Annotated in this window: 20 protein-coding genes; 7 read left to right on the top strand and 13 right to left on the bottom strand. The window is 67.4% G+C overall.

All coding sequences use genetic code 11. The features are described from left to right. Positions 1 to 264: 264 nt before the first annotated feature. The 3 genes from FHX50_RS02725 to FHX50_RS02715 are packed head-to-tail and all read right to left on the bottom strand — an operon-like array spanning position 265 to position 3,233. Entirely contained in the window at positions 265 to 699 is a 435-nt protein-coding gene (locus tag FHX50_RS02725) for a universal stress protein (RefSeq protein WP_183374189.1), read from the bottom strand. A 35-nt stretch (positions 700 to 734) separates the two neighbouring features. Then, positions 735 to 1,940 carry a homoserine O-acetyltransferase MetX gene (gene metX, locus FHX50_RS02720; RefSeq protein WP_246370635.1) on the bottom strand — a complete coding sequence of 402 codons (1,206 nt, stop codon included), beginning with the start codon at positions 1,938 to 1,940 and terminating at the stop codon, positions 735 to 737. A 48-nt stretch (positions 1,941 to 1,988) separates the two neighbouring features. Beyond that, complete coding sequence (locus tag FHX50_RS02715; RefSeq protein ID WP_183374185.1) at positions 1,989 to 3,233, bottom strand: hypothetical protein; 1,245 nt, start codon at positions 3,231 to 3,233, stop codon at positions 1,989 to 1,991. Between the two features lie 130 nt (positions 3,234 to 3,363). Between FHX50_RS02715 and FHX50_RS02710 the strand changes: the two genes are divergently transcribed. After that, entirely contained in the window at positions 3,364 to 4,509 is a 1,146-nt protein-coding gene (locus FHX50_RS02710) for a polyprenyl synthetase family protein (protein ID WP_183374183.1), read from the top strand. On the opposite strand, the gene FHX50_RS02705 is transcribed toward FHX50_RS02710, so the two are convergent. Then, positions 4,491 to 4,808: an Rv2175c family DNA-binding protein gene (locus tag FHX50_RS02705; RefSeq protein WP_183375300.1), complete on the bottom strand. Its 318-nt coding sequence runs from the start codon at positions 4,806 to 4,808 to the stop codon at positions 4,491 to 4,493. The two genes, FHX50_RS02710 and FHX50_RS02705, sit on opposite strands and share 19 nt — an antisense overlap. A 118-nt stretch (positions 4,809 to 4,926) precedes the next feature. Here FHX50_RS02705 and pknB point away from each other — a divergent pair, with 118 nt between their 5' ends. Beyond that, entirely contained in the window at positions 4,927 to 6,969 is a 2,043-nt protein-coding gene (gene pknB, locus FHX50_RS02700) for a Stk1 family PASTA domain-containing Ser/Thr kinase (protein WP_183374181.1), read from the top strand. A 96-nt stretch (positions 6,970 to 7,065) separates the two neighbouring features. Here pknB and FHX50_RS02695 read toward each other — a convergent pair whose 3' ends face one another. Then, complete coding sequence (locus FHX50_RS02695; RefSeq protein WP_183374179.1) at positions 7,066 to 8,469, bottom strand: class II 3-deoxy-7-phosphoheptulonate synthase; 1,404 nt, start codon at positions 8,467 to 8,469, stop codon at positions 7,066 to 7,068. Between the two features lie 81 nt (positions 8,470 to 8,550). Then, a complete protein-coding gene (locus FHX50_RS02690) occupies positions 8,551 to 9,411 on the bottom strand; it encodes a lysophospholipid acyltransferase family protein (protein ID WP_183374177.1) in 861 nt (286 codons plus the stop codon). Between the two features lie 38 nt (positions 9,412 to 9,449). On the opposite strand from FHX50_RS02690, the gene FHX50_RS02685 reads away from it, so the two are divergent. The 4 genes from FHX50_RS02685 (at position 9,450) to FHX50_RS02670 (ending at position 14,164) form a co-directional block, all read left to right on the top strand. Next, positions 9,450 to 10,199, top strand: a complete 750-nt coding sequence (locus FHX50_RS02685; protein WP_183374175.1) for an alpha/beta hydrolase — start codon at positions 9,450 to 9,452, stop codon at positions 10,197 to 10,199. Between the two features lie 83 nt (positions 10,200 to 10,282). Continuing rightward, complete coding sequence (locus FHX50_RS02680; RefSeq protein ID WP_183374173.1) at positions 10,283 to 12,097, top strand: AMP-dependent synthetase/ligase; 1,815 nt, start codon at positions 10,283 to 10,285, stop codon at positions 12,095 to 12,097. Between the two features lie 6 nt (positions 12,098 to 12,103). Beyond that, positions 12,104 to 13,741, top strand: a complete 1,638-nt coding sequence (locus FHX50_RS02675; protein ID WP_183375298.1) for a DEDD exonuclease domain-containing protein — start codon at positions 12,104 to 12,106, stop codon at positions 13,739 to 13,741. 141 nt (positions 13,742 to 13,882) lie between these two features. Next, the gene (locus tag FHX50_RS02670; protein ID WP_183374171.1) at positions 13,883 to 14,164 is read left to right on the top strand and encodes an Lrp/AsnC family transcriptional regulator; all 282 of its coding nucleotides are present in this window, start codon (positions 13,883 to 13,885) and stop codon (positions 14,162 to 14,164) included. An 81-nt stretch (positions 14,165 to 14,245) separates the two neighbouring features. On the opposite strand, the gene qcrB is transcribed toward FHX50_RS02670, so the two are convergent. From qcrB to ctaE, 4 genes are read right to left on the bottom strand one after another with little or no spacing between them, the layout of a single operon-like run. After that, positions 14,246 to 15,895, bottom strand: a complete 1,650-nt coding sequence (gene qcrB / locus FHX50_RS02665) for a cytochrome bc1 complex cytochrome b subunit (RefSeq protein WP_239374398.1) — start codon at positions 15,893 to 15,895, stop codon at positions 14,246 to 14,248. A gap of 6 nt (positions 15,896 to 15,901) precedes the next feature. Then, entirely contained in the window at positions 15,902 to 16,993 is a 1,092-nt protein-coding gene (gene qcrA / locus FHX50_RS02660) for a cytochrome bc1 complex Rieske iron-sulfur subunit (RefSeq protein WP_183374169.1), read from the bottom strand. Beyond that, positions 16,990 to 17,790: a cytochrome bc1 complex diheme cytochrome c subunit gene (gene qcrC, locus FHX50_RS02655; protein ID WP_183374161.1), complete on the bottom strand. Its 801-nt coding sequence runs from the start codon at positions 17,788 to 17,790 to the stop codon at positions 16,990 to 16,992. The genes qcrA and qcrC overlap by 4 nt, the downstream gene beginning before the upstream one ends. Before the next feature lie 52 nt (positions 17,791 to 17,842). Further along, entirely contained in the window at positions 17,843 to 18,550 is a 708-nt protein-coding gene (gene ctaE, locus FHX50_RS02650) for an aa3-type cytochrome oxidase subunit III (protein WP_183374159.1), read from the bottom strand. A 285-nt stretch (positions 18,551 to 18,835) separates the two neighbouring features. On the opposite strand from ctaE, the gene trpD reads away from it, so the two are divergent. After that, the gene (trpD, locus tag FHX50_RS02645) at positions 18,836 to 19,909 is read left to right on the top strand and encodes an anthranilate phosphoribosyltransferase (RefSeq protein ID WP_183374157.1); all 1,074 of its coding nucleotides are present in this window, start codon (positions 18,836 to 18,838) and stop codon (positions 19,907 to 19,909) included. Positions 19,910 to 20,002: 93 nt separating this feature from the next. Here the strand turns inward: trpD and ctaF are convergent, their stop codons facing one another. The 3 genes from ctaF to ctaC all read right to left on the bottom strand — a co-directional run bounded on the left by ctaF (position 20,003) and on the right by ctaC (position 23,067). Beyond that, a complete protein-coding gene (gene ctaF, locus FHX50_RS02640) occupies positions 20,003 to 20,419 on the bottom strand; it encodes an aa3-type cytochrome oxidase subunit IV (protein ID WP_183374155.1) in 417 nt (138 codons plus the stop codon). A 6-nt stretch (positions 20,420 to 20,425) separates the two neighbouring features. After that, the gene (ctaD, locus tag FHX50_RS02635) at positions 20,426 to 22,063 is read right to left on the bottom strand and encodes an aa3-type cytochrome oxidase subunit I (RefSeq protein WP_239374447.1); all 1,638 of its coding nucleotides are present in this window, start codon (positions 22,061 to 22,063) and stop codon (positions 20,426 to 20,428) included. A gap of 95 nt (positions 22,064 to 22,158) precedes the next feature. Continuing rightward, the gene (ctaC, locus tag FHX50_RS02630) at positions 22,159 to 23,067 is read right to left on the bottom strand and encodes an aa3-type cytochrome oxidase subunit II (protein WP_183374154.1); all 909 of its coding nucleotides are present in this window, start codon (positions 23,065 to 23,067) and stop codon (positions 22,159 to 22,161) included. Between the last annotated feature and the right edge of the window lie 68 nt (positions 23,068 to 23,135).

Genomic DNA, 23,135 nt, shown 5'->3' with positions numbered 1-23,135 from the left:
TCGGATTGCCATCGGCTCGGGCTGCGAACCGGTCCGCGCGGCGCGTCGACTGCGGCGGAGGGGCCGGCGCTGTGCGGGCGGGCGGCGCTGGTCTGGGGCCTTCGGTCGAGCATCGGCTCACCGAAGGGCTGCTCGGACTGTTGCGTCCAGCGTCCATTATAACGGGACATAGTCCTCAATCATTCCCGTGTCCAGAACGGCGTGACCCTCGCCTCAGAAGATTCGTTCTCGTCGGGCCGGCGGCGCGGGGCCAGCAGGCGGCGATCAGGCGGCGCTGACCTCGTCCGGCTTCACGACGAGCACGGGGCACGGGGCGCCGAGGATGAGTTTGCGCACAGCCTGCCCGAGGTTGAGCTTTCCGGTCAGGGACTTGCGGCGGAGCCCGACGATCAGGAGTTCGGCGCCGCGGCGCTCCGCGATCTCGTTGAGGCGATCGCCCACGTTGATGTCGGAGGATTCGTCGATGACCAGTTCGAGGGATTCGAGGTAGCGGCGGATCTCCGGGGAGAATCCAGCGGCGATCCGGTGCAGCGCGCGGGTCGCTTCGGCGCGTTCGGCATGAGTGAGTCCGTGGTCCGGGTGGTGGTACGCGTGGGAGATGATCACGAGATCGCTCTGGCGCTGATGCGCTTCCCGAACGGCTGCGCGCAGGGCGGCATCGCCCTGCTCACCAGGGGCGTACGCGGCGACGACTGCCATGGCGCTGCCTTTCGTCGAAGGGTCGTGGGCCCACGTTACCGCGCCGTCGCGCCCCCAGGGTGCGGTTTCGCCGACGGCTTCTCGCCGTCCGATCCATCGGCGTCCCGCAGCAGGTCCTCGACCCTGCGATTGAGGGGCGGCGAGTCGAGGAGGAACCCGTCGTGCCCTGCCGGCGAATCGATCACGAGCAGGTCTGCGTTCGGGATGTGCCGGGCGATCAGCTGGGAGTCGGTGACGGGGAACAGCCGGTCGGAGTCGACCGCGGCAACGAGAGTGCGGGCGGTGATGCGGCTGAGGGCGGTGGGGATGCCGCCGCGTCCGCGGCCGACGTCGTGCGTGCTCATGGCGCGGGCCAGAACGGTGTAGCTGCCGGCGTCGAATCGGCGAGCGAGCTTGTCGGCGTGGTGGTCGAGATAGCTCGTGACGCGGAATCGGCCGTCGCGGGTGCCGACGGGGTCCTCGTCCGCCTGCGGGCCGTTGCCGAAGCGGGTGTCGAGCTCGACCGCGGTGCGGTAGGTCGTATGGGCGATGCGGCGGGCGACACCGAGCGCTGCGGCCGGACCGCTGTCGGCATCGAGGTGATGGTAGTCGCCGCCGGCGAACCCGGGGTGCGCTTCGATCGCGGCGATCTGTGCGCTGTTCCAGGCGATGACGTCACCGCTCGCCCGGGCGGAGGTGGCGATGACGGCGAGGCGCTCCACATCGTCGGGGTGCGTGACGGCCCATTCGACGGCGCGCATGCCGCCCATCGATCCGCCGATGACGAGCGCCCATGCGTCGATGCCCAGGTGGTGCTGGAGGAGGCGCTCGGCGGCGACCTGGTCCCGGGTGGTGAGGTGGGGGAAGCGGGAGCCGTAGGGAGCGCCGTCGGGGGCCTGGCTGGCGGGACCGGTGCTGCCCTGGCAGCCGCCGAGGATGTTCGGCGCGATGACGAAGAATCGGTTCGTGTCGATCGGCCTGCCGGGCCCCACGAGGTGCGGCCACCAGCCGGCTGTGCGGTGCCCCGGCCCCGCGTCGCCGCAGACGTGCGAGTCGCCGGTGAGGGCGTGCAGGACGAGCACGGCGTTGGATGCGTCGGCGTTGAGCTCGCCCCAGGTTTCGTAGGCGAGGCGGACCGTCTCGAGGCGCTGCCGGTTCTCGAGGTCGAGTGCACCGAGGTCCGCGAATCGGCGGTTGCCGACAGGGTCTCCGGGCAGCCACGCGCCGGTCGGACGGGTGGCGCGGTCCTGCACTGCCGTCATCTGCATCCTTCCCTGGACGTGAGGTCTTCTCCGCCCGGACGCGAGGCGTCACAGCAGGCGGCTGCCGGTGCTGGAGCTCCGCACGAGTGCGCACGAATCGGCGTCGAGCCAGGGGTGGACGAGGAGTCCCTCCATCATCGGCTCGAGCAAGCCTGCCAGTCGGTGGTCGGGACAGGTGAGAAGAACAGATCCGACTTGTCTCGCCATGTCGCCGAGTCGGGTTGTCCACCAGTTGACGAGGGCATTGTGCAGAACGATCGTGGCCAAAGATTCGACCATTCGGTCCGGCATTTCGTCCGGCGGCGCCAGCTGCCAGAGGCGCCAGAGCTCCCCCAGCAGCACATCGACTGAACCACCAGGCAGGACGGCTTCGGTCGGCACAAAGTCGGGATCGGTGCAGATCGCGTGCAGCAGTGACTGCGGCGTGTGATCAGCATTCATTCCGCGATTCATCACGGCGGTGAAGAATGCATCGCTGAACGCGGAATCGGTCATTGCGTGGAGGAATTCGGTGAGGTGTTCATACAGCGACATGCGAGTGCCGTCGGCGGTGCGGACCTGCGCCTCGCGGCGCAACCAGCCGGGTCCGGTCGCCGCCAGATCCAGGAGGTCGCGGGCCTCCGCCGCCGGGTCCAGATCGGGTATGTCAGACCGAGCCTGGCGCTGCAGAGCGTCGATGAATCGGCTCAGCTGGTCGGGTGACAGTGCGGCCTCGTCCTCGGGCCTGAGGAACAGGGGCCGCCCGCGGGAGACCGCTTCGGCTGCGACAGCACTGTCGGCGAGGTCCCCGAACGGCACCGGGTCGCTGATGGGCCCGTCGGCCCCCACATCGATGCTGACGCGCCCGGAGATCAGCCAGGTGCGGACGCAGCCGACGAGCTCCCGATGCAGGGTGAGGGCGTCATGAGTGGAGGCGGCGAGATCAGCCAGTGAGAGGAGCTGCCCCGGGTCGTCGGCCAGGGGCGGCTCGCCGACGAGAAGAGGGTCGCCGTCGGCCGGGACAGTTCCGACGACGAGCACGCGCATAGCGCTGTACCCCTGTTCGAGGAGGGCGTGGACGTTCCGGGCGAGGACGGAGTGGTAGAAGCCGGGGTCACTCCAGCACTCGGCGCGGATCCGCATGATGGCGGCCAGATGTCCGTCGGAGTCGAACGGGAAGAGGATCACGCCGTGCTGCGGGATAGCGCCGTAGTGGGTGCTGACGGCGGCGAGGAGTTCGCGGGAGTCAGCGCCGTGGATGGTGATGGGATCATGGTGGTCGCCGGTGAAGGCGCTGCTGGGTGCGTTCGTCATGCCCGCCAGCCTGGCTCGTGCACGGGCCTGTCGCGAGGAGTCCGTGCGATGTGGGGATGAGTGCGGGTGTGGATCATCAGTGCGCCGGGATCCTCTGGGATACTGGAAGCCCCCAAGGAAAGAGGTTCGCGTGCCCATCACCACCGCCGAGTCCGTCCGCACCCGTGTCGCCGCTGAGCTGGACCGCTTCATCGCCGAGCAGGCGGAGGCGCTCTCCCCGATCGCACCGGAGCTGCGGGACATCACCGACACTCTGACCGGCTTCTTCGCGGGTGGGAAGTTCCTGCGGCCCCTGTTCGTGGTGACCGGCGGCCTCGCCGTCCCCGCCGGCGACCTGGACGCGAGTACGGCGACGACCACCGGCGATGCGCCCGCCGACGCGATTCCAGCCGATCTCATCACCCTCGGCGCCGCTGTGGAGCTGATCCAGGCGGCGGCACTGATGCATGACGACGTCATCGACAACTCCCACACTCGCCGCGGCCGACCCGCTGTGCACGAGGCCGCGGCGACGCGCCACCGGGCCGATGGGTTCGACGGCGACGCCCGCCATTTCGGGCTCGCCTCCGCGGTCATCATCGGCGATCTGGCGCTCTCGTGGGCGGAGCAGCTCGCGTCCTCGGTGCTGAGCGGTCCCCGGGCACGGGCCCAGTTCGATGCGCTGCGCACCGAGGTGATGGCGGGGCAGTACCTCGACATCCTCAACCAGATGGGCGGGTTCCGTTCGGCGGCCGCCATGCGGGAGGCGTCTCAACGAGTGACGCGGTGGAAGACCGTGCCGTACACCGTGCTGCGGCCGCTTCTGCTGGGGGCGGCTCAGCGCGGCGGGGACGATGACCTCCTCGCGGCGCTGGAGGGGACGGCAGTGCCGCTGGGGGCCGCGTTCCAGGTGCGGGACGATCTGCTGGGCGTGTTCGGCGATCAGGCCGTGATCGGCAAATCAGCCAGCAGCGACATCACCGAGGGCAAGCGCACCACCCTGCTCGCCCACGCCCTCGAGCAGGGCACCGACGAGCAGCGGGAGGTCCTGCAGCGCATCATCGGCAACGATGAGGCGAGCGCGGAGGATGTGGAGCAGGTGCGGGAGGTCTTCACTGCGACAGGGGCGCGGGAGCGCGCAGAGCGGGACGTCGCCGCCGGCGCCGCCGCCGCGTACACCGCGCTGCGCGAGCGGGTGGAACCGCTCGCCGACGGGACCGCCGTCCGGATGCTCAGCACTCTGATCGCTCAGGCGACCGGGTGTGAGGCCGACGGGTCTCAGAACGCGAGGGACTGAGCGCGTCGGCGGACTTCGCCGCGCTGTCCCTCACGGAGGCGGTCGATCGGACGGCCGGGCAGGGTCTCGTCTTCGGTGAAGAGCCACTCGATGATCTCGTCGTCCCGCAGCTCCTGGTCCTGCAGCAGGATGATGGTGCCCTTGAGGTTCTTGGTGACGCGGTCGCCGTCGAGGAACAGCGCCGGGGTGACCCGCACGTTGTCGTCGTTGCGGACGGTGATGAGCTCCCGCTCCTCCAGCAGGCGGTGCACGCGGGAGATGGACAGGTCCAGCTGCTCGGCGACGTCCGGCAGAGGCATCCACTCGCCGACGAGCGCGGTCAGGTCAGAGAAGGTCAGGTCGTTGTCGTTCACGCTGTCACTATATTTCACGGTGTCGATGCAGGGTTCGTGCGGGCGGACTCTCTAGTCTGTGGGTGTGACGAGTGCGCCGAGTCCTTCCCCTGAGGCCGGCCTCATCCTCGACCAGCGCTACCGCGTGGACTCCAAGATCGCCCGCGGCGGCATGGCCACCGTGTTCCGCGGTTTCGATGAGCGCCTGGAACGCCCCATCGCGCTCAAAATCATGCACCCGCATCTGGCGGAGAACCCCGACTTCATCCGCCGCTTCGCCCGGGAGGCCCGCTCCGCGGCGCGCCTGACCCACCCGCATGTGGTCGGTGTGTTCGATCAGGGTGAGGACTTCGGCCACGTCTACCTGACGATGCAGCTGGTGGAGGGCGAGACCCTGCGCCAGGAGCTGCGTCGGGAGGGCCCGCTGACTCTGCGCCGTGCTCTGCGAGTGGGCCGGGACACGCTCGCCGCGATCGACGCCGCCCACCGGTCCGGCATCATTCACCGCGACATCAAACCGGAGAACGTCCTCGTCGCGGAGGACAAGGACGTCCTGGTCGCGGACTTCGGCCTCGCCCGCGCCATCGACTCCGCCACCGCCAGCGCCACCGGCACGCTGCTGGGCACCGTGGCGTATGTGAGCCCGGAGGTGGTGACGAAGGGCTTCTGCGATGCCCGCAGTGACCTCTACTCCTGGGGCATCCTCCTGTTCGAGATGCTGACCGGCCGTGTTCCGTTCACCGGTGAGTCCCCGGTGCATGTGGCGTATCAGCATGCGCATGAGGATGTGCCGGCGCCGTCCACGATCAACTCGGCGGTGCCGCCGTCGGTGGATTCGATCGTGACGTGGGCGTGCTCCCGGCTGCCGTCCTCGCGTCCGTCGCGCGCCGCCGCGCTGCTGGATGCGCTGGACGAGGTGATCGCACAGCTCAGCGATGCCCAGCTCGATGCTGCGCCTGCAGTCCACGATGAGGACTCCCCCACGCATGATCTGCCGCGGCTGACGCGCACGATCCCGTCGGCCGAGGAGCACTTCCCCGACCTGACGTCGACGCTGCCCGCCGCTGCCCCGGTCCCGTTCCCGATCGATCCGGATGACGACGCCGCCGCCGACCCCGGTGGCGACGGCGGCGCCGCTGCCACCGGATCCACTGCGGTGGAGCGCGACGAATCCGCGCGTGAACTCACCCTCGGTCCCCGCACCCAGACACACGGCCGACATCTGCACGGCCCGCTGCGCTCGGTCCCCGCCCGCATCGCAGCCCTCGCCCTCGCCCTCGCGGCCCTCGGAGCATGGGGCGTCGCCGGCAGCCAGTGGTACGCCTACGCCGGCCCCGGTGCGGAGCGGACCGTCCCCGTGCTCGCGGGCACTCCCCTGACCGACGCGGAGAACGTCCTGGCCGGCCAGAACATCGACACCCGGACCGTGGAGCAGTTCAGCGCGGAGGTGCCGAAGGGGCACATCATCAGCGTGGATCCCGCCGCCGGAGCCACCATCAAACGCGGCGACACCATCACCGTGGTGGTCTCCAAGGGCGAGGAGCTTTTCGCGGTCCCCGACGTCACCGGCAAGCCCGTGGAGGAGGCGACGGCCGCTCTGGATGACGCCGGCTTCACCGTGGTGGAGGACGACCCCGAGTTCGACGAGAAGGTGCCGAAGGGCACGGTCATCTCCCAGCAGCAGGACGGCGACGCCCTGCCGAAGGGCGCGGAGGTGCACGTCACGGTCTCGAAGGGCCGCGAGCCGATCGCCGTCCCCGTGGTGATGGGCGCCAGCCCGGACCAAGCGCGGACCCGCCTCGAAGCCGCCGGCCTCACGGTCAAGCAGACGGAGGCGTTCTCCTCAGCCCCGAAGGGCACGGTCGCCTCCCAGCAGCCGGCCGACGGGTCCCTCTTCCGCGGCGATGCCGTCACGATCGTGGTCTCGAAGGGGCCGGAGATGGTGAAGGTCCCCAACGTGTTCGAGAAGCCCGAAGCGGCCGCGAAGGCGGAGCTGGAGAAGGCCGGCTTCACCGTGTCGGTCGAGCACGACAAGGGTGAGCCGGTGTTCGGCAAGGTGTACAAACAGGACCAGGCCGCCGGCTCCGAAGCGGAGAAGGGCTCCACCATCACCATCCGGGTGTTCTGACCCGCCGCTCCGCCCGCAGTGCACAGGACGGCCCCGCCTCAGATCTCCGAGGCGGGGCCGCTGTGCATATGGTTCGACCGCGGTGAGCGGCAGGCGTCAGTCGCGCTTGGCGCGCTGCAGCATCTCCCCCACCAGGAACGCGAGCTCCAGGGACTGGGTGTGGTTCAGGCGCGGGTCCACCAGCGTCTCGTAGCGGCGGGTCAGGCCCTCTTCATCCAGTTCACCGGCACCGCCGAGCACCTCGGTGACGTCGTCGCCGGTGAGCTCCATGTGCAGGCCGCCGGGGATCGTCCCAGCCTCCTGATGGGACTCGAAGAAGCCGCGCACCTCATCCATGATGTCCTCGAAGCGGCGGGTCTTGTAGCCGTTCGAAGAGGTGATCGTGTTGCCGTGCATCGGATCGGTCACCCAGGTGATGGGGGCCCCGTCGGCCTTGACCTCCTCCAGCAGCTTCGGCAGACGCTCACGGATCGTGGAGGCGCCCATGCGGGTGACGAACGTGAGGCGACCCTCTTCGCGCTCGGGGTTCAGCAGGTCGATGAGGCGCTTGGCGTCGTCGGAGGTGGCGGTGGGGCCGAGCTTCACCCCGATGGGGTTGCGGACCTTCCGCAGGAAGTCGACATGGGCGCCGTCCAGCTGACGGGTGCGCTCACCGATCCACAGGAAGTGGCCGGAGCAGGCGTAGATCTCGCCGGTGCGGGAGTCCACGCGGGCGAGCGCCTCCTCGTAGTCGAGCAGCAGGGCCTCATGGGAGGCGTAGAGCTCCACCAGCTTCAGCGGTTCGAAGTCGACCCCGCAGGCCTCCATGAACTGGAGGGCCTGGCCGATCTCATCGGCGAGGCGCTCGTACTTCGTGTAGCCCTTGGAGCGGACGAAGCCGCGGTTCCAATCGTGCACCTGGCGCAGGTCGGCGAAGCCGCCGCCGGTGAAGGCGCGCATCAGGTTCAGGGACGACGCCGCGGTCGTGTACATCCGCCACAGCCGCTCCGGATCCGGGATGCGGGCCTCGGGGGTGAACTCGTAGCCGTTGACGGCATCACCGCGGTAGCTGGGCAGGGTGACGCCGTCGCGGGTCTCCTCATCGGAGGACCGGGGCTTCGCGAACTGGCCCGCCATACGGCCCATCTTGATGACGGGAGTGGACGCGGAGTACGTGAGGATCGCAGCCATCTGCAGAATGGTCTGGATCTTGTTCTTGATGCGGTCCGCGGTGGAGTCCTGGAAGGTCTCAGCGCAGTCACCGCCCTGCAGCAGGAACGCTTCACCACGGGATGCCGCCGCGAGGCGGGAGCGGACGAGGTCGACCTCGCCGGCGAAGACCAGCGGCGGGGCGGAGCGGAGGCGGTCGAAGACATCGCCGAGCTTCTGCTCATCCGGCCATGTGGGCTGCTGCACGCGCGGATACTCGCGCCATGCCGAAAGCTCCGTGAGGGCTTCGTTCTCGGCAGACAGTCCGAAGGCATGGCGGGTATTGGCGCTGAGCGGCGAATGAATAGTCACGCTGCGATCGTAGCGAGGCGCCCGGTCGGGGCAAATTCCGGGACCGGGCGTCCACCGTTCGGACACCCGGGCAGACTCCGCTCAGTCAGCCATGACGGCCGACGCCTTCCGCATCCGCGCACGGTGATCCACAGCGTACTCATCCACCTGCTCCTGACCGGTCATCGCCGCCAGGCGCGCCATCACCAGATCCGTCAGGGCGCGGATCTCCTCCTGCGAGGCGGGAGCACCTGATGCGCAGCCGACGGATGCCGGCATCCCGTCGGCCCCCTCCCCCGACTTCGGGGGATCCGACCGCTCGGCGCGCCGGTCGCCCGGCTGCTCAGCCTGCAGGGTCCCCATCGGCTCAGCATGCCGGTCCCCCACCTGCTCAGCCCGTAGGGCTTCCAGCTCGGTGCGCAGATCGATCGCCTCCCCCACCTCAATCCGGATGCGGGGCTGGAGGCGCGGGAAGACCGACCGGCCGTGACCGGCCTGGAACGCGCCGTGGATCGCGACCGGGTGGATCGGGGCGCCGCCGGCGAGAGCAACGCGCACCGCACCGGTCTTCCCCTTGAACAGTCGACCGTCCGGGCTGCGCGTCCCCTCCGGGTACACGCCGATCAGCTCGCCTTCGCGCAGCACCTCGGCAGCGCTGTCCAGGGTGCCGTTGGCGGTTCCGCCGCCGGAGCGGTTCACCGGGATCACGCACACGCTCAGCAGGAAACGTCGCGCCACCCAGCCGGCCGCACCGGGACGGGTGAACAGGGAGTCCTTCGCGAGGATGTGCACCGGTCGGCGCATCAGCGCCGGCAGCATCCACGTCTCCGCCACCGACCCATGGTTGGAGCACAGCACCGCGGCGTACCCGGCGGGCAGGCGGTTCTCACCGGTCAGGGACGCGCGCCACACACGGCGCGCCAGGACCGTCGCAACAGGCTTGGCAAGGCGGTAGATCAGCATGGGACCTCAGAATGGGAGCGGGATGGCACCATGGTCTCATGACCCCTCAGCAGCGCACCGCCCTCATGCTCCACGGCTTCACCGGCACTCCCGGCTCCATCGAACCGTGGGCCCGCCGCTTCCGGCAGCAGGGCTGGAGCGTCTGCACTCCCACCCTCGCCGGCCACGGCACCACCTGGCAGGAGATGGGACGCACCACCTGGCCGAAATGGCTCCACGGCCCCGAGGAGGACCTGAAGCGCCTCGCTCGTGACACCGGCGGTCCGATCGTGGTGGCGGGCCTGTCGATGGGCGGCACCACCGCCCTCGCCCTCGCCGAACGCCACCCCGACCTCGTTGCCGCCGTTCTGCTCGTCAACCCCGCTCTCGGAGTGAAGAGCCCCGTGGCGCGGTTCGCGTTCTGGCTGCAGCACATCGTGCCGTCCGTGCCGAGCATCGCCTCCGACATCAGGAAGCCCGGGGTGCGCGAACCCGCCTACCCCCGCGTTCCCGTCGCGTCCGTCGCGGAGCTGAACGGCTACACCGCGCACGTGCGTGCTCGTCTGGAGCGCATCCGGTGCCCCATCTGGCTCGCCACCTCCACCGTGGACCACCTGGTCGCCATCAGCGACTCCGATGACATCGAATCCGGTGCTGTCAACGCCGCCGGCATCACCCGCGTCACCGCCGAGAACAGCTGGCATGTCGCCACCCTCGACCATGACGCCGACATGATCGCGGAGGAATCCGAGCGCTTCGCTGCGCGTACACTGGAGCGTCTGCGGAATCCGTCGGTCCGCCTTCGGTGATTCGACGAGCACAGATCGCCCCCGGCGCGTAGGATCGGATGCGCACCGCGAAACCGCGCGCCCTGTCAGATGAGGAGTTCTCAGTGAAGCAGTTCGAAACCCCGATCGCCGCCAGCGGACGAGATGACGAGAACTCCACCGACCTCCTGCTCCTGCGGGAGCGCCGCGACCCCAGCGCCCCCATCTTCGAACGCCAGCTCACCCCCGGCACCTGGTCGCCGCTGCCGGTGTCGCAGTTCATCACCCAGGTCCGCCAGCTCGCCCAGGGCCTGCTCGACCAGGGTCTGCAGAGCGGCGACGTGGTCGGCATCATGTCCCGCACCCGCTACGAATGGTCCCTGATCGACTGGGCCGTCTGGTTCGCCGGCGGGGTCAGCGTCGCCATCTACGAGACCTCCTCCCCCGGCCAGATCGAATGGATCGCCTCCGATTCCGGTGCGAAGTTCCTGTTCGTGGAGACCACCGGGCACGCGCAGGACGTCGAACAGGTCGCCTCCTCCCTGCCGAACCTGCAGGAAGTGTTCATCATCGACTCCGGCGACATCGAGCGCATCAGCGCCGACCGCGCCGTCCTCGACATGGACCGCCTCGAAGAGGCGCGCCGCAGCCGCGTCAAGGACGACGTCGCCACCATCATCTACACCTCCGGCACCACCGGCCGGCCCAAGGGCGCCGAGCTCACCCACGGCAACTTCATGGACACCTCCCTGAACGCTCAGGCGCTCCTCGGACACCTCGTCCTGCCGCCGGGCAGTCGTCTGCTGATGTTCCTGCCGCTCGCGCACGTGTTCGCCCGGATGATCGTGCACCTCGCCACCGTCGACGACACGATCACCGGCTTCACCCCGGACGCCAAGCACCTCCTGGACGACCTCGGCACATTCAAGCCGAACCTCCTGCTCGCCGTGCCGCGCGTGTTCGAGAAGGTGTACAACGGCGCCGAGCAGAAGGCCATCGCCGACGGCAAGGGGAAGATCTTCCAGCGCGCCGTGGACATCGCCTGCCGCTACTCCGAGGGCATCAGCAACGGACGCATCCCCCTCGCAGTCAAGCTGCAGCACGCCGTGTTCGACAAGCTCGTGTACTCCAAGCTGCGCGCCCTCATGGGCGGCGACCTGAAATGGGCCATCTCGGGCGGCGCACCGCTCAGCCCGCGCCACGCCCATTTCTTCCGCGGCCTCGGCGTCACCATCCTCGAAGGGTACGGCCTGACCGAAACCACCGCACCGCTGAGTGTGTGCGTCCCGTGGAACCACAAGGTCGGCACCGTGGGCCCGCCGCTGCCCGGCGCCGCTGTCCGCATCGCCGACAACGGTGAGATCCACGCCAAGGGCGTCATGGTGTTCAAGGGCTACCACAACAACCCTGAGGCCACCGCCGAAGCGAAGACCAGCGACGGCTGGTTCAACACCGGAGACGTCGGCACCCTCGACGACGACGGCCACCTGACGATCACCGGCCGCTCCAAGGAGCTCATCGTCACTGCTGGCGGCAAGAACATCTCCCCCGCCCAGCTCGAGGACCAGATCCGCTCCAACCCGCTGATCTCCCAGTGCATGGTCATCGGCGACCAGAAGCCGTTCGTGGCCGCCCTGATCACCCTCGATGAGGAGATGCTCCCCACCTGGCTGAAGAACCACGGCCTGCCGGAGATGTCCGCCACGGACGCCGCACGCGAGGAGGCGGTGCTCGCTGAGGTGCAGAGCGCCGTCGATGCCGCGAACAGCTCCGTGTCCCGCGCTGAATCGATCCGCAAGTTCGAGATCATCGACCGCGACTTCACCGAGGAATCCGGTTACCTGACCCCGTCGCTGAAGCTGAAGCGGAACGTTGTGGTGAAGGACTACGCCGAGGTCATCGACCGCATCTACTCCGGCCCGAAGCCCGGGAAGAGCTGACAGGCGCTGCCCGCCCAACCCAGCTTCGAGGACCTCGGCCCCGCCCTCCAGGACGTGGAGTTCGTGGTCGTCGACCTCGAAACCACCGGCACCAGCGCCGATTCCGACGCCATCACGGAGATCGGCGCTGTCCGCGTGCTCGGCGGCGAGGTCACCGGCGAATTCCAGACGTTCGTGGACCCGCAGCGGCCCATCCCCGCCTACATTGCGCGCCTCACAGGCATCAACGACCGCATGGTCGCCGGCGCCCCCACCATCAGCGCTGTGCTGCCGATGTTCCTCGAATTCGCCCGCGGCACCGTGCTCGTGGCGCACAACGCGAAGTTCGACATCGGCTTCCTCCGCGCCGCCGCCGCCCGCACCGACTACGCGTGGCCGAAGCACACCGTGGTGGACACCCTCACCCTTGCGCGCCGCACCTTCCCTCGCGGTGAAGTGCAGAACCACCGCCTCGGCACCCTCGCCGCCCACGTCGGCGCCACCGTCGTCCCCAACCACCGGGCCCTCTCCGACGCCCGCGCCACCGTGGACGTCCTCCACGAGATCATCGCCCGACTCGGCGGCATCGGCGGCACCCACCTGTACGACCTCACCCGCTCCGGGAAGCAGGCCACCCCGGCCCAGCTGCGCAAACGCCACCTCGCCGACGGCATACCTCCGGGCCCCGGCGTGTACACCTTCATCGGCGCCGACGGGGCCGTCCTGTACGTCGGGAAGTCCATGAACCTCCGGTCCCGCGTCCGCTCCTACTTCTCCCCGTCCGAAACCCGCCGCAAAGTCCTCGACATCATCCCGCTCACCGAACGGGTCGACGTCATCGAATGCGCCAGCGACACCGAAGCGTCCATCCGGGAGCTGCGGATGATCGCCGAGCAGCGTCCACCCGCGAACAGGCAGGGACTGCGCCCCAGCGCCGGGCACTGGCTGCGCCTCGGCGCCGGCGCCGCCGGACTGCGAGCAGCACGCACGACGAAGCCTGAGGACGACGGCACCGTCCAGATCGGGCCGCTGCGCTCCCACCACCATGTGGAGCCGATGCGCTCCCTTCTGTATCGGTCGATCCTCGGCCCGGACGCCCAGTTCGGCCCCACTCGCGGTGACGACTCGTTCCACCAGCGGATGCGCCGCGCAATGACAACGGACCCCTCGGAGGTCCTCGACGACGTCGCGCACCGGCTGCGGGCCCTCACCACCTCCGGCCGCTTCGAGGACGCCGCACAGCTGCGCGAACGCACTGAGGCGTTCCTCGAGGCGGCTGCCCGCGCACAGCGCCTTCGTGAAATCGCCGAGGTTCCGTTCATCGTCGCCACCCGGCGCCACCGCGTCTCCGAGTCATCACCGTGGATCTGGGAGACCCTCGCCATCCGTCACGGTCGACTCGGCGCCGTCCTCGCCCTCCCCAGCCACGGGGACCCCGTTGCGTCCGTGGAGCATCTGCGCCGCATCTCCGCCGACGAAGCGGACAAGCACGCGCCCCTCTGCTTCGGGTACTGGGGGGAGGCAGAGCTGATCCTCCACTGGCTGCAGCAGGACGGCGTCCGGATCGTGCACGTCGACGGCGACTGGTCGAGCCCCGCCACTGGCGCGTTCGACCTCGGCGCTCTCAGCCGCGCGTTTGCCCGCACCGCTGCTGCGACCGATTGAGCACCCGCTGCACGGTCCGCCTCCGCTTCCCTGGCCCGGGGCGATAGTGTGGGAGCCACCCGCCCGCACTCGGCGCCGGCAGCATCCATTGCGTCGCGTCATACCGGCCGACGGGTGCTCACCCTGCAGAAAGGCTCCCCTATGATCACCGCGATCGTCTCCATCACCGTCGAATCCGATCAGATTCCCGAAGTCGCGCAGAAGATCGCGAACACCGAAGAAGTGAGCAAGGTGTACTCGGTGACCGGCGACGTCGACCTCATCGCGGAGGTGCGGGTCCGCGAACACGAAGAGCTCGCCGACGTCATCGCCGGCACGATCTCCAAGGTGCCGGGCGTGGTCTCCACCACCACCAACATCGCGTTCCGCACATACTCCTCGGACGATCTCGACGCCGCGTTCGACCTCGGCGCCGTCAATTGACGCCCAGTCCTGACCACAGGACGAAGGCCCGGCCCCCACACGGGGACCGGGCCTTCGTCATCACGAGAGTGACTCAGCGGATCACGGCTCCAGCTCACGGTACGGACCCGTCAGCGCCTCGATCTTGTGGCGCTCATGGCCACCGTGCTCGAGGGCCGCGCGCAGCTCACGCGGGGTGACCGGATCGATCTGGTCCTTGAAGAAGAAGCTCGATGCCTTCGCGCGCAGACCTGACACACCGTTGCCCTCCTTGAGGGGACGGAAGGTGTCGTGCTGCACCAGGGTCCAGCGCTCGTACTCGTTGAGCGGCTCGTGGATCTCCAGCATCTCGCCGTTCTCCATCCGGACCACCTTGGCGGTCTCCACGCCGTGGAGGACCAGGTCGCGCTTGTGGCGCTGGATCGCCAGGCAGATCCGCTTCGTGACGATGAACGCCACGACCGGGGCCACGAAGAACCCGATGCGGTACAGCCAGGTGAGGTCGTTGATGGAGATGTGGAACGCGATGGCGACGAGGTCATTGGTCGCGCCCAGGACGAGCAGGATGTACTCGGTGATCCAGGCGACGCCGAAGGCGGTGCGGACCGGAGCGTTGTACGGCAGGTCCAGCACGTGGTGCTCACGGTCATCACCGGTCACCCACTGCTCGAGAAACGGCCACAGGGCCAGAGCAGCGAGGAACAGGCCGTAGAACACCATCGGGATCAGCATGTTCAGCGAGATCACGTATCCGAAGATGGTGAACTCCCAGCCCGGGATCAGACGAAGACCGCCATCGGTGAACAGCATGTACCAGTCCGGCTGCGAACCAGCGGACACCGGCGACGGGTCATACGGGCCATAGGCCCACACAGAGTTGATCGACACGGTCGCAGAGACCAGGGCGATGAGGCCGAACACAATGAAGAAGAAACCGCCGGCCTTCGCGGTGTACACCGGGAAGAGCGGGTAGCCCACAACGTTGCGGTCGGTGGCGCCCGGACCCGGGTAGTGGGCGTGCTTGTGCACGACCAGCATCACCAGGTGGATCGCGATCAGGCCCATGATGGCCGCGGGGACCAGCAGGATGTGGATCGTGAACAGGCGCGGAATGATGTCCGTGCCGGGGAATTCGCCGCCGAACAGCAGCATCGACATGTAGGTGCCGACGAGCGGGATCGACTTCATCAGGCCGTCCGCGATGCGCAGGCCGTTGCCGGAGAGGACGTCGTCCGGCAGGGAGTAGCCGGAGAAGCCGGCGACCATGCCGAGGATCATCAGGCTGAAGCCGACGAGCCAGTTCAGCTCACGGGGCTTGCGGAACGCACCGGTGAAGAACACGCGGAACATGTGCACGAAGATCGCGACCATGAACAGCAGCGCGGCCCAGTGGTGCATCTGGCGGAACAGGAGACCGCCCTTGACCTCGAAGGAGAGGTCGAGGGTGGACGCGTAGGCGCGGGACATCTCCAGGCCGTACAGCGGCTCGTAGATGCCCTCGTAGGTGACTTCGTCCATGGAGGGAACGAAGAACATGGTGAGGAACGTGCCGGAGATCAGCAGCACGACGAAGCTGTACAGCGCCACCTCGCCGAACATGAACGACCAGTGGTCGGGGAAGACCTTCCGGGCGAAGTTCTTCACCACGCTGGACATGCTGGTGCGCTGATCGATCCAGTCGGCACCGACGGAGCCGAGCTTGAAAGCGCGGCCTTCGGGGTTCAGCAGCCCCTGCTTCTCAGTTGTCGACACGATCTATCACTTGTCCTTGTGGAGGTTCCAGAAGCTGGGTCCGATCGGCTCCGGGAAGTCGTCGGTCGCAACGAGGTAGCCCTCGTCATCAACTTCAATGGGCAGCTGGGGCAGCGGGCGGTGGGCCGGGCCGAAGATGACCTTGGCGCCGTCGGTGACGTCGAACGTCGACTGGTGGCACGGGCACAGCATGTGGTGGGTCTGCTGCTCGTAGAGCGCCACCGGGCAGCCCACGTGCGTGCAGATCTTCGAGAAGGCGAGGATGCCTTCGTAGCCGTTGCTCAGCGACTCCTGGTTCTTGGCATCGGCCGGGTCGATGCGGACCAGAACCGCAGCGGCCTTCGCGCGCTGCTCAAGGAAGTCGTGCTCGTTGTTCTCGTGGGTCAGACCGTCCGGCATGACGTGGAAGATCGAGCCGACGGTGACATCGGAGGCCTTGATCGGCGTGTTGTCGTGGTCGCGGACGATGCGCAGCGGCTCCTTCTTGGCCTTGGCCCAGAAGGTGTGGTGCAGTTTGTTGCCCGGCAGCGGCCCGAGGGTCGAGATCGGGAAGAGCACTGCGATCGGCAGCACGGCGAGGGCTCCGACCATGGAGGCGACGATCAGCGGGCGACGTGCCACACCGGACTCGTCCAGACCATCAACGATGATGCCCGAGGCCTCTTCGCGCACCGGGTTGGTACGGCTGTAGATATGGCGCTCCTCGGTGACCTCGTGGTCCGGCATCAGGGTCTTCGCCCAGTGCACGGCGGCTGCACCGATGAAGAACATGGCGACGGCCAGGCCGATGCCGGTGAAGAGGTTCGACCACTTCACCGCCTGCAGGGTCTTGGACTCAGCCAGCAGGTTGTACCCCATCGGGGTGAAGAGGAAGTAGCTGGCGATGAAGATCGCGGTGCCGATGATCGACAGGATGAACATCCCGGCCACCATCTTCTCGGCCCGGCGCTCAGCCTTCGGATCGAGATCGGACTGACGGTACTCGTGAGGAGGGAGTCCCGGGTTGACGAACCCGCCGTCTTCCTTGGCGACAACAGCGCTGACGCCGCGGTGCGGCTGCGTGCCGTCGTGGTTGTGGGAAAGGTCGTTGTGTGTCACTTTGCTTTAGCTCCCAGCCAGTATGCACATCCGAGGATCAGTGCGAGGAAGACGGTCCAGGCGAAGAGGCCCTCGGTCACGGGTCCGAGCGAGCCGAGCGAGTAGCCGCCCGGGGAGCCGTTCTCATCCAGCTTGTTGAGGTACGCGATGACGTCGCGCTTGTCCTCGGGGGTGAGGTTGTTGTCATTGAACACCGGCATGTTCTGCGGGCCGGTCTCCATTGCTTCGTACACGTGGGTCGGCTCGACATCCAGCAGCGGCGGCGCGAACTTGCCGCGGGTCAGAGCACCACCGGAACCGGAGGCGTTGTGGCACATGGCGCAGTTGATGCGGAAGATCTCGCCGCCCTTGGCCGGGTCGCCCTTGGCGGGGTCCACGGCGTCCGCGGAGGGGATTTCCGGACCGGGGCCCAGCGATGCGACGTAGGCGCTGAGCTGCTTGGTCTGCTCATCGTTGAACTGGGCGGGCTTCCGGTGCGCCTGCGGACCGGACTCCTGCATCGGCATACGACCGGTGCCGACCTGGAAGTCCACCGAAGCAGCGCCGACGCCGATCAGGGACGGGCCGGAGGTGTTGCCCTCGCCGTCGATGCGACCCTCGCCCTTCATGCCATGGCAGGTGGCGCAGTTGGCGACGAAGAGATCGCGGCCGGCGTCGATGTCGGCCTGACTGGCCGACTGCGCGGAGGCGTCTTTCGGGGAGAGAGCAACGAACAGACCACCGGTGGCGAGCAGGGCCATCAGCAGGATGGCCAGGAACGCCAGCGGGTGGTGACGATGCTGGGCTAGTGCCTTCACAGGTCAGACCTCGATTCGTGGGATGGGGAAAGAGTGCGCATTAGGGGGCGGCTCAGAAGAACGTCCAGTTGCCCTGCATGGTGCCCAGGATGACCGGGTCGAGCAGGTAGACAACGGCGAACAGAGCGACCCAGACCACATCGACGAAGTGCCAGTAGTAGGACACGCAGATCGCAGAGACCTCTTCGTGATGGGTGAAGCGCTTGGCGGCGAACGCACGAGCCAGCACGAGGAGGAAGGCGAGCAGGCCGCCGATCACGTGCAGTCCGTGGAAGCCGGTTGCGAGGAAGAAGATGGAGAAGTGAGGGGAGGCGGAGAAGGAGGCGCCCGCGTGGGCGAGCTCGGCGTACTCGAAGGCCTGGCCGGACACGAAGATGGCGCCGAGGATGAACGTGAGGGTGAACCACTCGATCAGGCCCCACTTGGCGATGTTCACGATGCTGCCCTGACGGCTGCGGATGCGCTTCTCAGCGGCGAACACACCGGCCTGGCAGGTGAACGAGCTCGCCACCAGGATCAGGGTGTTGGTGACCGCGAAGGCCAGCTTGAAGTGCTCCTGACCCTGCAGGAACACCTCGGGGACCACGCTGTACAGCGTGAAGTACATGGCGAAGAGCGCACCGAAGAACATGAGCTCACTGGAGAGCCAGACGATGGTCCCCACCTGGGTGGCGTTCGGGCGGCTCACAGGGCTCGGGGCGGCGGAGTGCGCTCCATGCGAAGCATGCGAGGTAAGACTTGCTGTAGACACGTTTCCCATTATCGCGTGTGATCGGCCGAAATGGGGCTCAGACACGGCACCGAGACCCACTTTGCTGCTGAGGGCATGGCACACCACGCCTCGACGGGGTTCAGCATACCGATCTTCGACCTCTTTGAGAAACCGGGGAGGCCCTCCGGAGCAGCCCTGGCCCGCGGTGCCGAACGGATCTCTCCGGCGAGGAGAGCGAGGTCACCATGACGGGGCGTAGTGCGAGGTGACAGCGGTACTGAGCCTGGGTGGACGCCGCCGCAGACGGCCGGGACAGGATGAGATGATGATCCCATGACGACTCCCGGAACCTCCCCCACCTGGCGTTCACTCACCTCCGCCCTCCTGCGCGGAGAGAACCTCGATTCCGCATCGGTCCGATGGGCGATGGCGGAGGTGATGGACGGAGCTGTTGAGCCGGTCTCGCTCGCCGGGTTCCTGGTCGCCCTGGAAGCGAAGGGACCGACGGTGACAGAAGTGCGGGCCCTCGCCGATGAGATGGTGGCGCACGCCCGCACTTTCACCGCGCCGACGGGAGCTGTCGACATCGTCGGCACCGGTGGAGACGGCGCCAACACCGTCAACATCTCCACCATGGCCTCCGTGGTGATCGCTGCGAGCGGACTGCCTGTGGTGAAGCACGGCAACCGGGCCGCCTCATCGAAGTCCGGGGCCGCCGACTGCTTGGAGCAGCTCGGTGTTCGCCTTGACCTCCCGGCGGGCGACGTCGCCGCCATGGTGGAGAAGGTCGGCATCACCTTCTGCTTCGCACAGGTCTTCCACCCGTCCATGCGCTTCGCTGCCCCCGCTCGTAAGGGCCTGGGGCTGCCAACCGTGTTCAACATCCTCGGCCCGATCACGAATCCGGGCCGCGTGGAGGCCTCGGCCGTCGGCGTGGCCTCAGCCAGCATGGCTCCGGTGATCGCCGGAGTGTTTCAGGAGCGCGGAGCGTCCGCTCTGGTGTTCCGAGGACGGGACGGTCTGGATGAGCTGACCATCGCCGACGACTCCGATGTGTGGGAAGTGCGAGGAGGCGAGATCCGCCCGCACGTGCTCAATCCGTCCGAACTGTTGGGACTGCGTAAGGCTCCCCTGTCGGAGCTGGTGGGCGGCTCGCCCGCTTACAACGCAGAGGTGGCCCGCCGCATCTTCGACGGTGAGCGCTCCGCTGCACGCGATGCCGTCCTCCTCAACGCGGCGGCCGGCATCACCGCGGCCGCCGGCATCGGTCAGGAGCCCTCCGACGGCTTCGAGGACCGCTTCAGTGCCGCTTTCGCCCGTGCGGAGGAGACGCTGGATTCGGGGCGGCCGGCGGAGCTGATCGAGACGTGGGCCTCAACGTCGCAGGAACTGTTGGCGGCCCGCTGAGGAAGCTTCCACCGCTGCCCTGCCCGGGTATGACGAAAGGGGCGATCCATCCGAGGATGGATCGCCCCTTTCGTGTCTGATCGGGTCAGTCGATCAGTGGGCGTGGAATCCGGTGGAGTGCGCCATCACCCAGGTGATCACGCCGTAAGCGGCCACGATGAAGCCGAGCACCATCAGCCACCAGCCGATCGGCAGACCGATGAAGACCAGCGACGCACCGAGCGATGCCCAGAGCGGCGCCCAGGAGTACGGAGCGAAGGTGCCCTGCACGCCGGCTTCGTCATGGACCTCGCCTGCGTGGTCGTCCTGCGCCTGCTTGTTGAACCGGCGGCTCGTCATCATCGAGTAGACCGACATCATGAACATCAGTCCGGAGAGGCCGAAGATGGCGGGAACGCCCACCCATTCGAAGCCGGACGGCTCATAGGTGCCGGTGAGGAAGGTGTAGGCCACCCCGACGATGATGAAGAAGAATCCGCAGATCGCGGTGATGCGGGCAAACGTATTCATGGAGTGTCAGTTCCCCTTCCGCGCCGCAGCTGCAGCGGTGACAGCATCAGCGTGCATGTGGTCGGTCGCTGCGACATCCGGGAAGCGGAGGTCGAAGGCCGGGCGCTCGGAGCGCACCGGGGGCAGCGAGTGGAAGTTGTGGCGCGGCGGCGGGCAGGTGGTCGCCCACTCGAGCGAAGCGCCGTAGCCCCACGGATCGTTCTCGGTGACCTTGTGGCCCTTGAGGTGGGTGAGCACCACATTCAGCAGGAACGGCAGGGTCGAGGCACCGAGGATGAACGCACCGACGGTGGACACCTGGTTCATGAACGCGAAGCCGTCCTCAGCCAGGTAGTTCGGGTAGCGACGCGGTGCGCCCTCCACACCCATGAAGTGCTGGATGAGGAACGTGAGGTGGAAGCCGACCATCAGCAGCCAGAAGTGGATGCGGCCAAGGCGCTCATCCAGCTTGTAGCCGAACATCTTGGGCCACCAGAAGTAGAATCCGGCGAACATCTCGAAGGCGATGGTGCCGAAGATGACGTAGTGGAAGTGCGCCACCACGAAGTAGGTGTCCTGGAGGTGGAAGTCCAGCACCGGGGTGGAGAGGATGACGCCGGTCAGACCGCCGAAGAGGAAGGTCGTGAGGAACCCGAGGGTGAACAGCATCGGGGTCTCGAACGTGATCGAGCCTCGCCACATGGTGCCGATCCAGTTGAAGAACTTCACGCCGGTCGGCACGGCGATGAGCATCGTCATGAAGGCGAAGAAGCTCAGCATGACCGCACCGGTGGTGTACATGTGGTGCGCCCACACGGTCACGGACAGTGCGGCGATCGAGATCGTCGCGTACACCAGGGTCTTGTAGCCGAAGATCGGCTTACGGGAGAACACCGGGATGACCTCCGAGGCGATGCCGAAGAACGGCAGGGCGAGCACGTACACCTCGGGGTGGCCGAAGAACCAGAACAGGTGCTGCCAGAGCACCGGTCCGCCGTTGGCCGGGTTGAAGATGTGCGCGTCGTAGATGCGGTCGGCGCCGAGTGCGAACAGGGCGGCGGCCAGCGGCGGGAACGCCATCAGCACCAGGATGCCGGTGATGAGGATGTTCCACGTGAAGATCGGCATGCGGAACATGGTCATGCCCGGCATGCGCATGCAGATGATCGTGGTGATGAAGTTGACCGAGCCGAGGATCGTACCGAAGCCCTGCATGGCCAGGCCGAACACCCACAGGTCTCCGCCGAGGCCCGGGGAGAAGGTCGTATCGCTCAGCGGGGCGTAGGCGAACCAGCCGAAGGATGCCGCGCCCTGCGGGGTGAGGAAGCCGGCGCAGGCGATGAGCGCACCGAAGCCGGTCACCCAGAAGGCGAACATGTTCAGGCGCGGGAACGCCATGTCCACGGCGCCGATCTGCAGCGGCACGAGGTAGTTGGCGAAGCCGTTGAACAGCGGGGTGCCGAACATCAGCAGCATGATCGTGCCGTGCATGGTGAACAGCTGGTTGTACTGGTCCTTGGAGACGACGACCTGGAGGCCGGGCTCCCACAGCTCAGCGCGGATCAGCAGGGCGAGCACGCCGCCGAAGCAGAAGAACGCGAACGCCATCACCATGTACATGATGCCGATCAGCTTGTGATCGGTGGTGGTGAGCATGCCCATGATCTGCTTGCCGAGCGAGGTCTCAGCGCGCGCGGGCTTGAACTGGGTCTGCTCGGGAGTGTGCGAACCGGTCGCTGCCCGAGGTGCTGATTGCGTGGTCACTTCGCACCATCCTCACGACGATTCTGGATCGTCTCCTGGTTCTTGTCCCGCATGTTCCAATCCTTCTGCATGCGGTTGAGGTCGTTGCTGAGCTGCCCCTCGTAGCCCTGTTCGCGCAGTTCCTTCATGTGAGCGTCGAACTCCTCCTGGGACACGACCTTCAGGTTGAAGAGCATGTCCGAGTGGTACTCGCCGCACAGCTCCGCGCACTTGGCGGGGAAGGTGCCCTCAGCGGTCGGCGTCACCTGGAAGACGGTGGTGTGCCCCGGGAAGATGTCCTTCTTGTAGAGGAAGTCGACGACCCAGAAGGAGTGGACGACATCGCGGGAGTCGAGCTGGAACTCGACGGTCTTGTTGACCGGAACGTAGAGGACCGGCAGATCCTTCTCGGCGCCGGGCTCGCCGGTGCGGAAGGACTGGACGCCGGCGGGTTCGTGGACGTCGTCATCCACGTAGTTGAAGTCCCACGCCCACTGCTTGGCCACGACGTTGACGGTGTAATCGGGATCGGCCTTCAGGTTCTCGATCTCGTTGATGTCACGCTGGGTGAAGTAGAAGAGCGTCATGATCATGACGACGGGGATCAGCGTGAAGGTGAGCTCGATCGGCACGTGGTAGCGCAGCTGCACCGGGAAGCCCTTGTCGTGCTTCTTCCGGCGGTAGGCGATGGCGCACCACATGGCCAGGCCCCACACGAGGAGGCCGACAGCCAGCAGCGTCATCCAGGATCCGGTCCACATCGAAATGATGCGGCCGGTCTGGTCAGTCACCTCTTCAGGGGTGCTTTGCGGGAGGAATCCACGTTTCTGCTCGGCTGTACAGCCCACCAGCGCTAGCGACACGAGGGCTGTGGCAGCGAGCGCCTTCGGAGCCCTGCGGCTGCGTTCCGTGGTTTGGGGAATCACAGGCTGACCTTCCAATCACCGACCATCAGCCGCCCGAGGAGCGGGGCGAGGCGGTCGACTCGACGTAT

Origin of the sequence: Helcobacillus massiliensis, assembly GCF_014191425.1 — a bacterium.
Classification (GTDB): domain Bacteria; phylum Actinomycetota; class Actinomycetes; order Actinomycetales; family Dermabacteraceae; genus Helcobacillus; species Helcobacillus massiliensis.
The sequence above is the reverse complement of the archived record's forward strand: the minus strand, read 5'-3'. Positions and strand labels throughout refer to the sequence as shown.

What these genes read in the sequence shown, in the direction of transcription:
- FHX50_RS02725 (WP_183374189.1), bottom strand. Translation starts at nt 699, where the DNA reads ATGGCAGTCGTCGCCGCGTACGCCCCTGGTGAGCAGGGCGATGCCGCC.
- metX (WP_246370635.1), bottom strand. Translation starts at nt 1,940, where the DNA reads ATGACGGCAGTGCAGGACCGCGCCACCCGTCCGACCGGCGCGTGGCTG.
- FHX50_RS02715 (WP_183374185.1), bottom strand. Translation starts at nt 3,233, where the DNA reads ATGACGAACGCACCCAGCAGCGCCTTCACCGGCGACCACCATGATCCC.
- FHX50_RS02705 (WP_183375300.1), bottom strand. Translation starts at nt 4,808, where the DNA reads ATGCCTCTGCCGGACGTCGCCGAGCAGCTGGACCTGTCCATCTCCCGC.
- FHX50_RS02690 (WP_183374177.1), bottom strand. Translation starts at nt 9,411, where the DNA reads ATGCTGATCTACCGCCTTGCCAAGCCTGTTGCGACGGTCCTGGCGCGC.
- FHX50_RS02685 (WP_183374175.1), top strand. Translation starts at nt 9,450, where the DNA reads ATGACCCCTCAGCAGCGCACCGCCCTCATGCTCCACGGCTTCACCGGC.
- FHX50_RS02670 (WP_183374171.1), top strand. Translation starts at nt 13,883, where the DNA reads ATGATCACCGCGATCGTCTCCATCACCGTCGAATCCGATCAGATTCCC.
- ctaE (WP_183374159.1), bottom strand. Translation starts at nt 18,550, where the DNA reads ATGGGAAACGTGTCTACAGCAAGTCTTACCTCGCATGCTTCGCATGGA.
- trpD (WP_183374157.1), top strand. Translation starts at nt 18,836, where the DNA reads ATGACGACTCCCGGAACCTCCCCCACCTGGCGTTCACTCACCTCCGCC.
- ctaF (WP_183374155.1), bottom strand. Translation starts at nt 20,419, where the DNA reads ATGAATACGTTTGCCCGCATCACCGCGATCTGCGGATTCTTCTTCATC.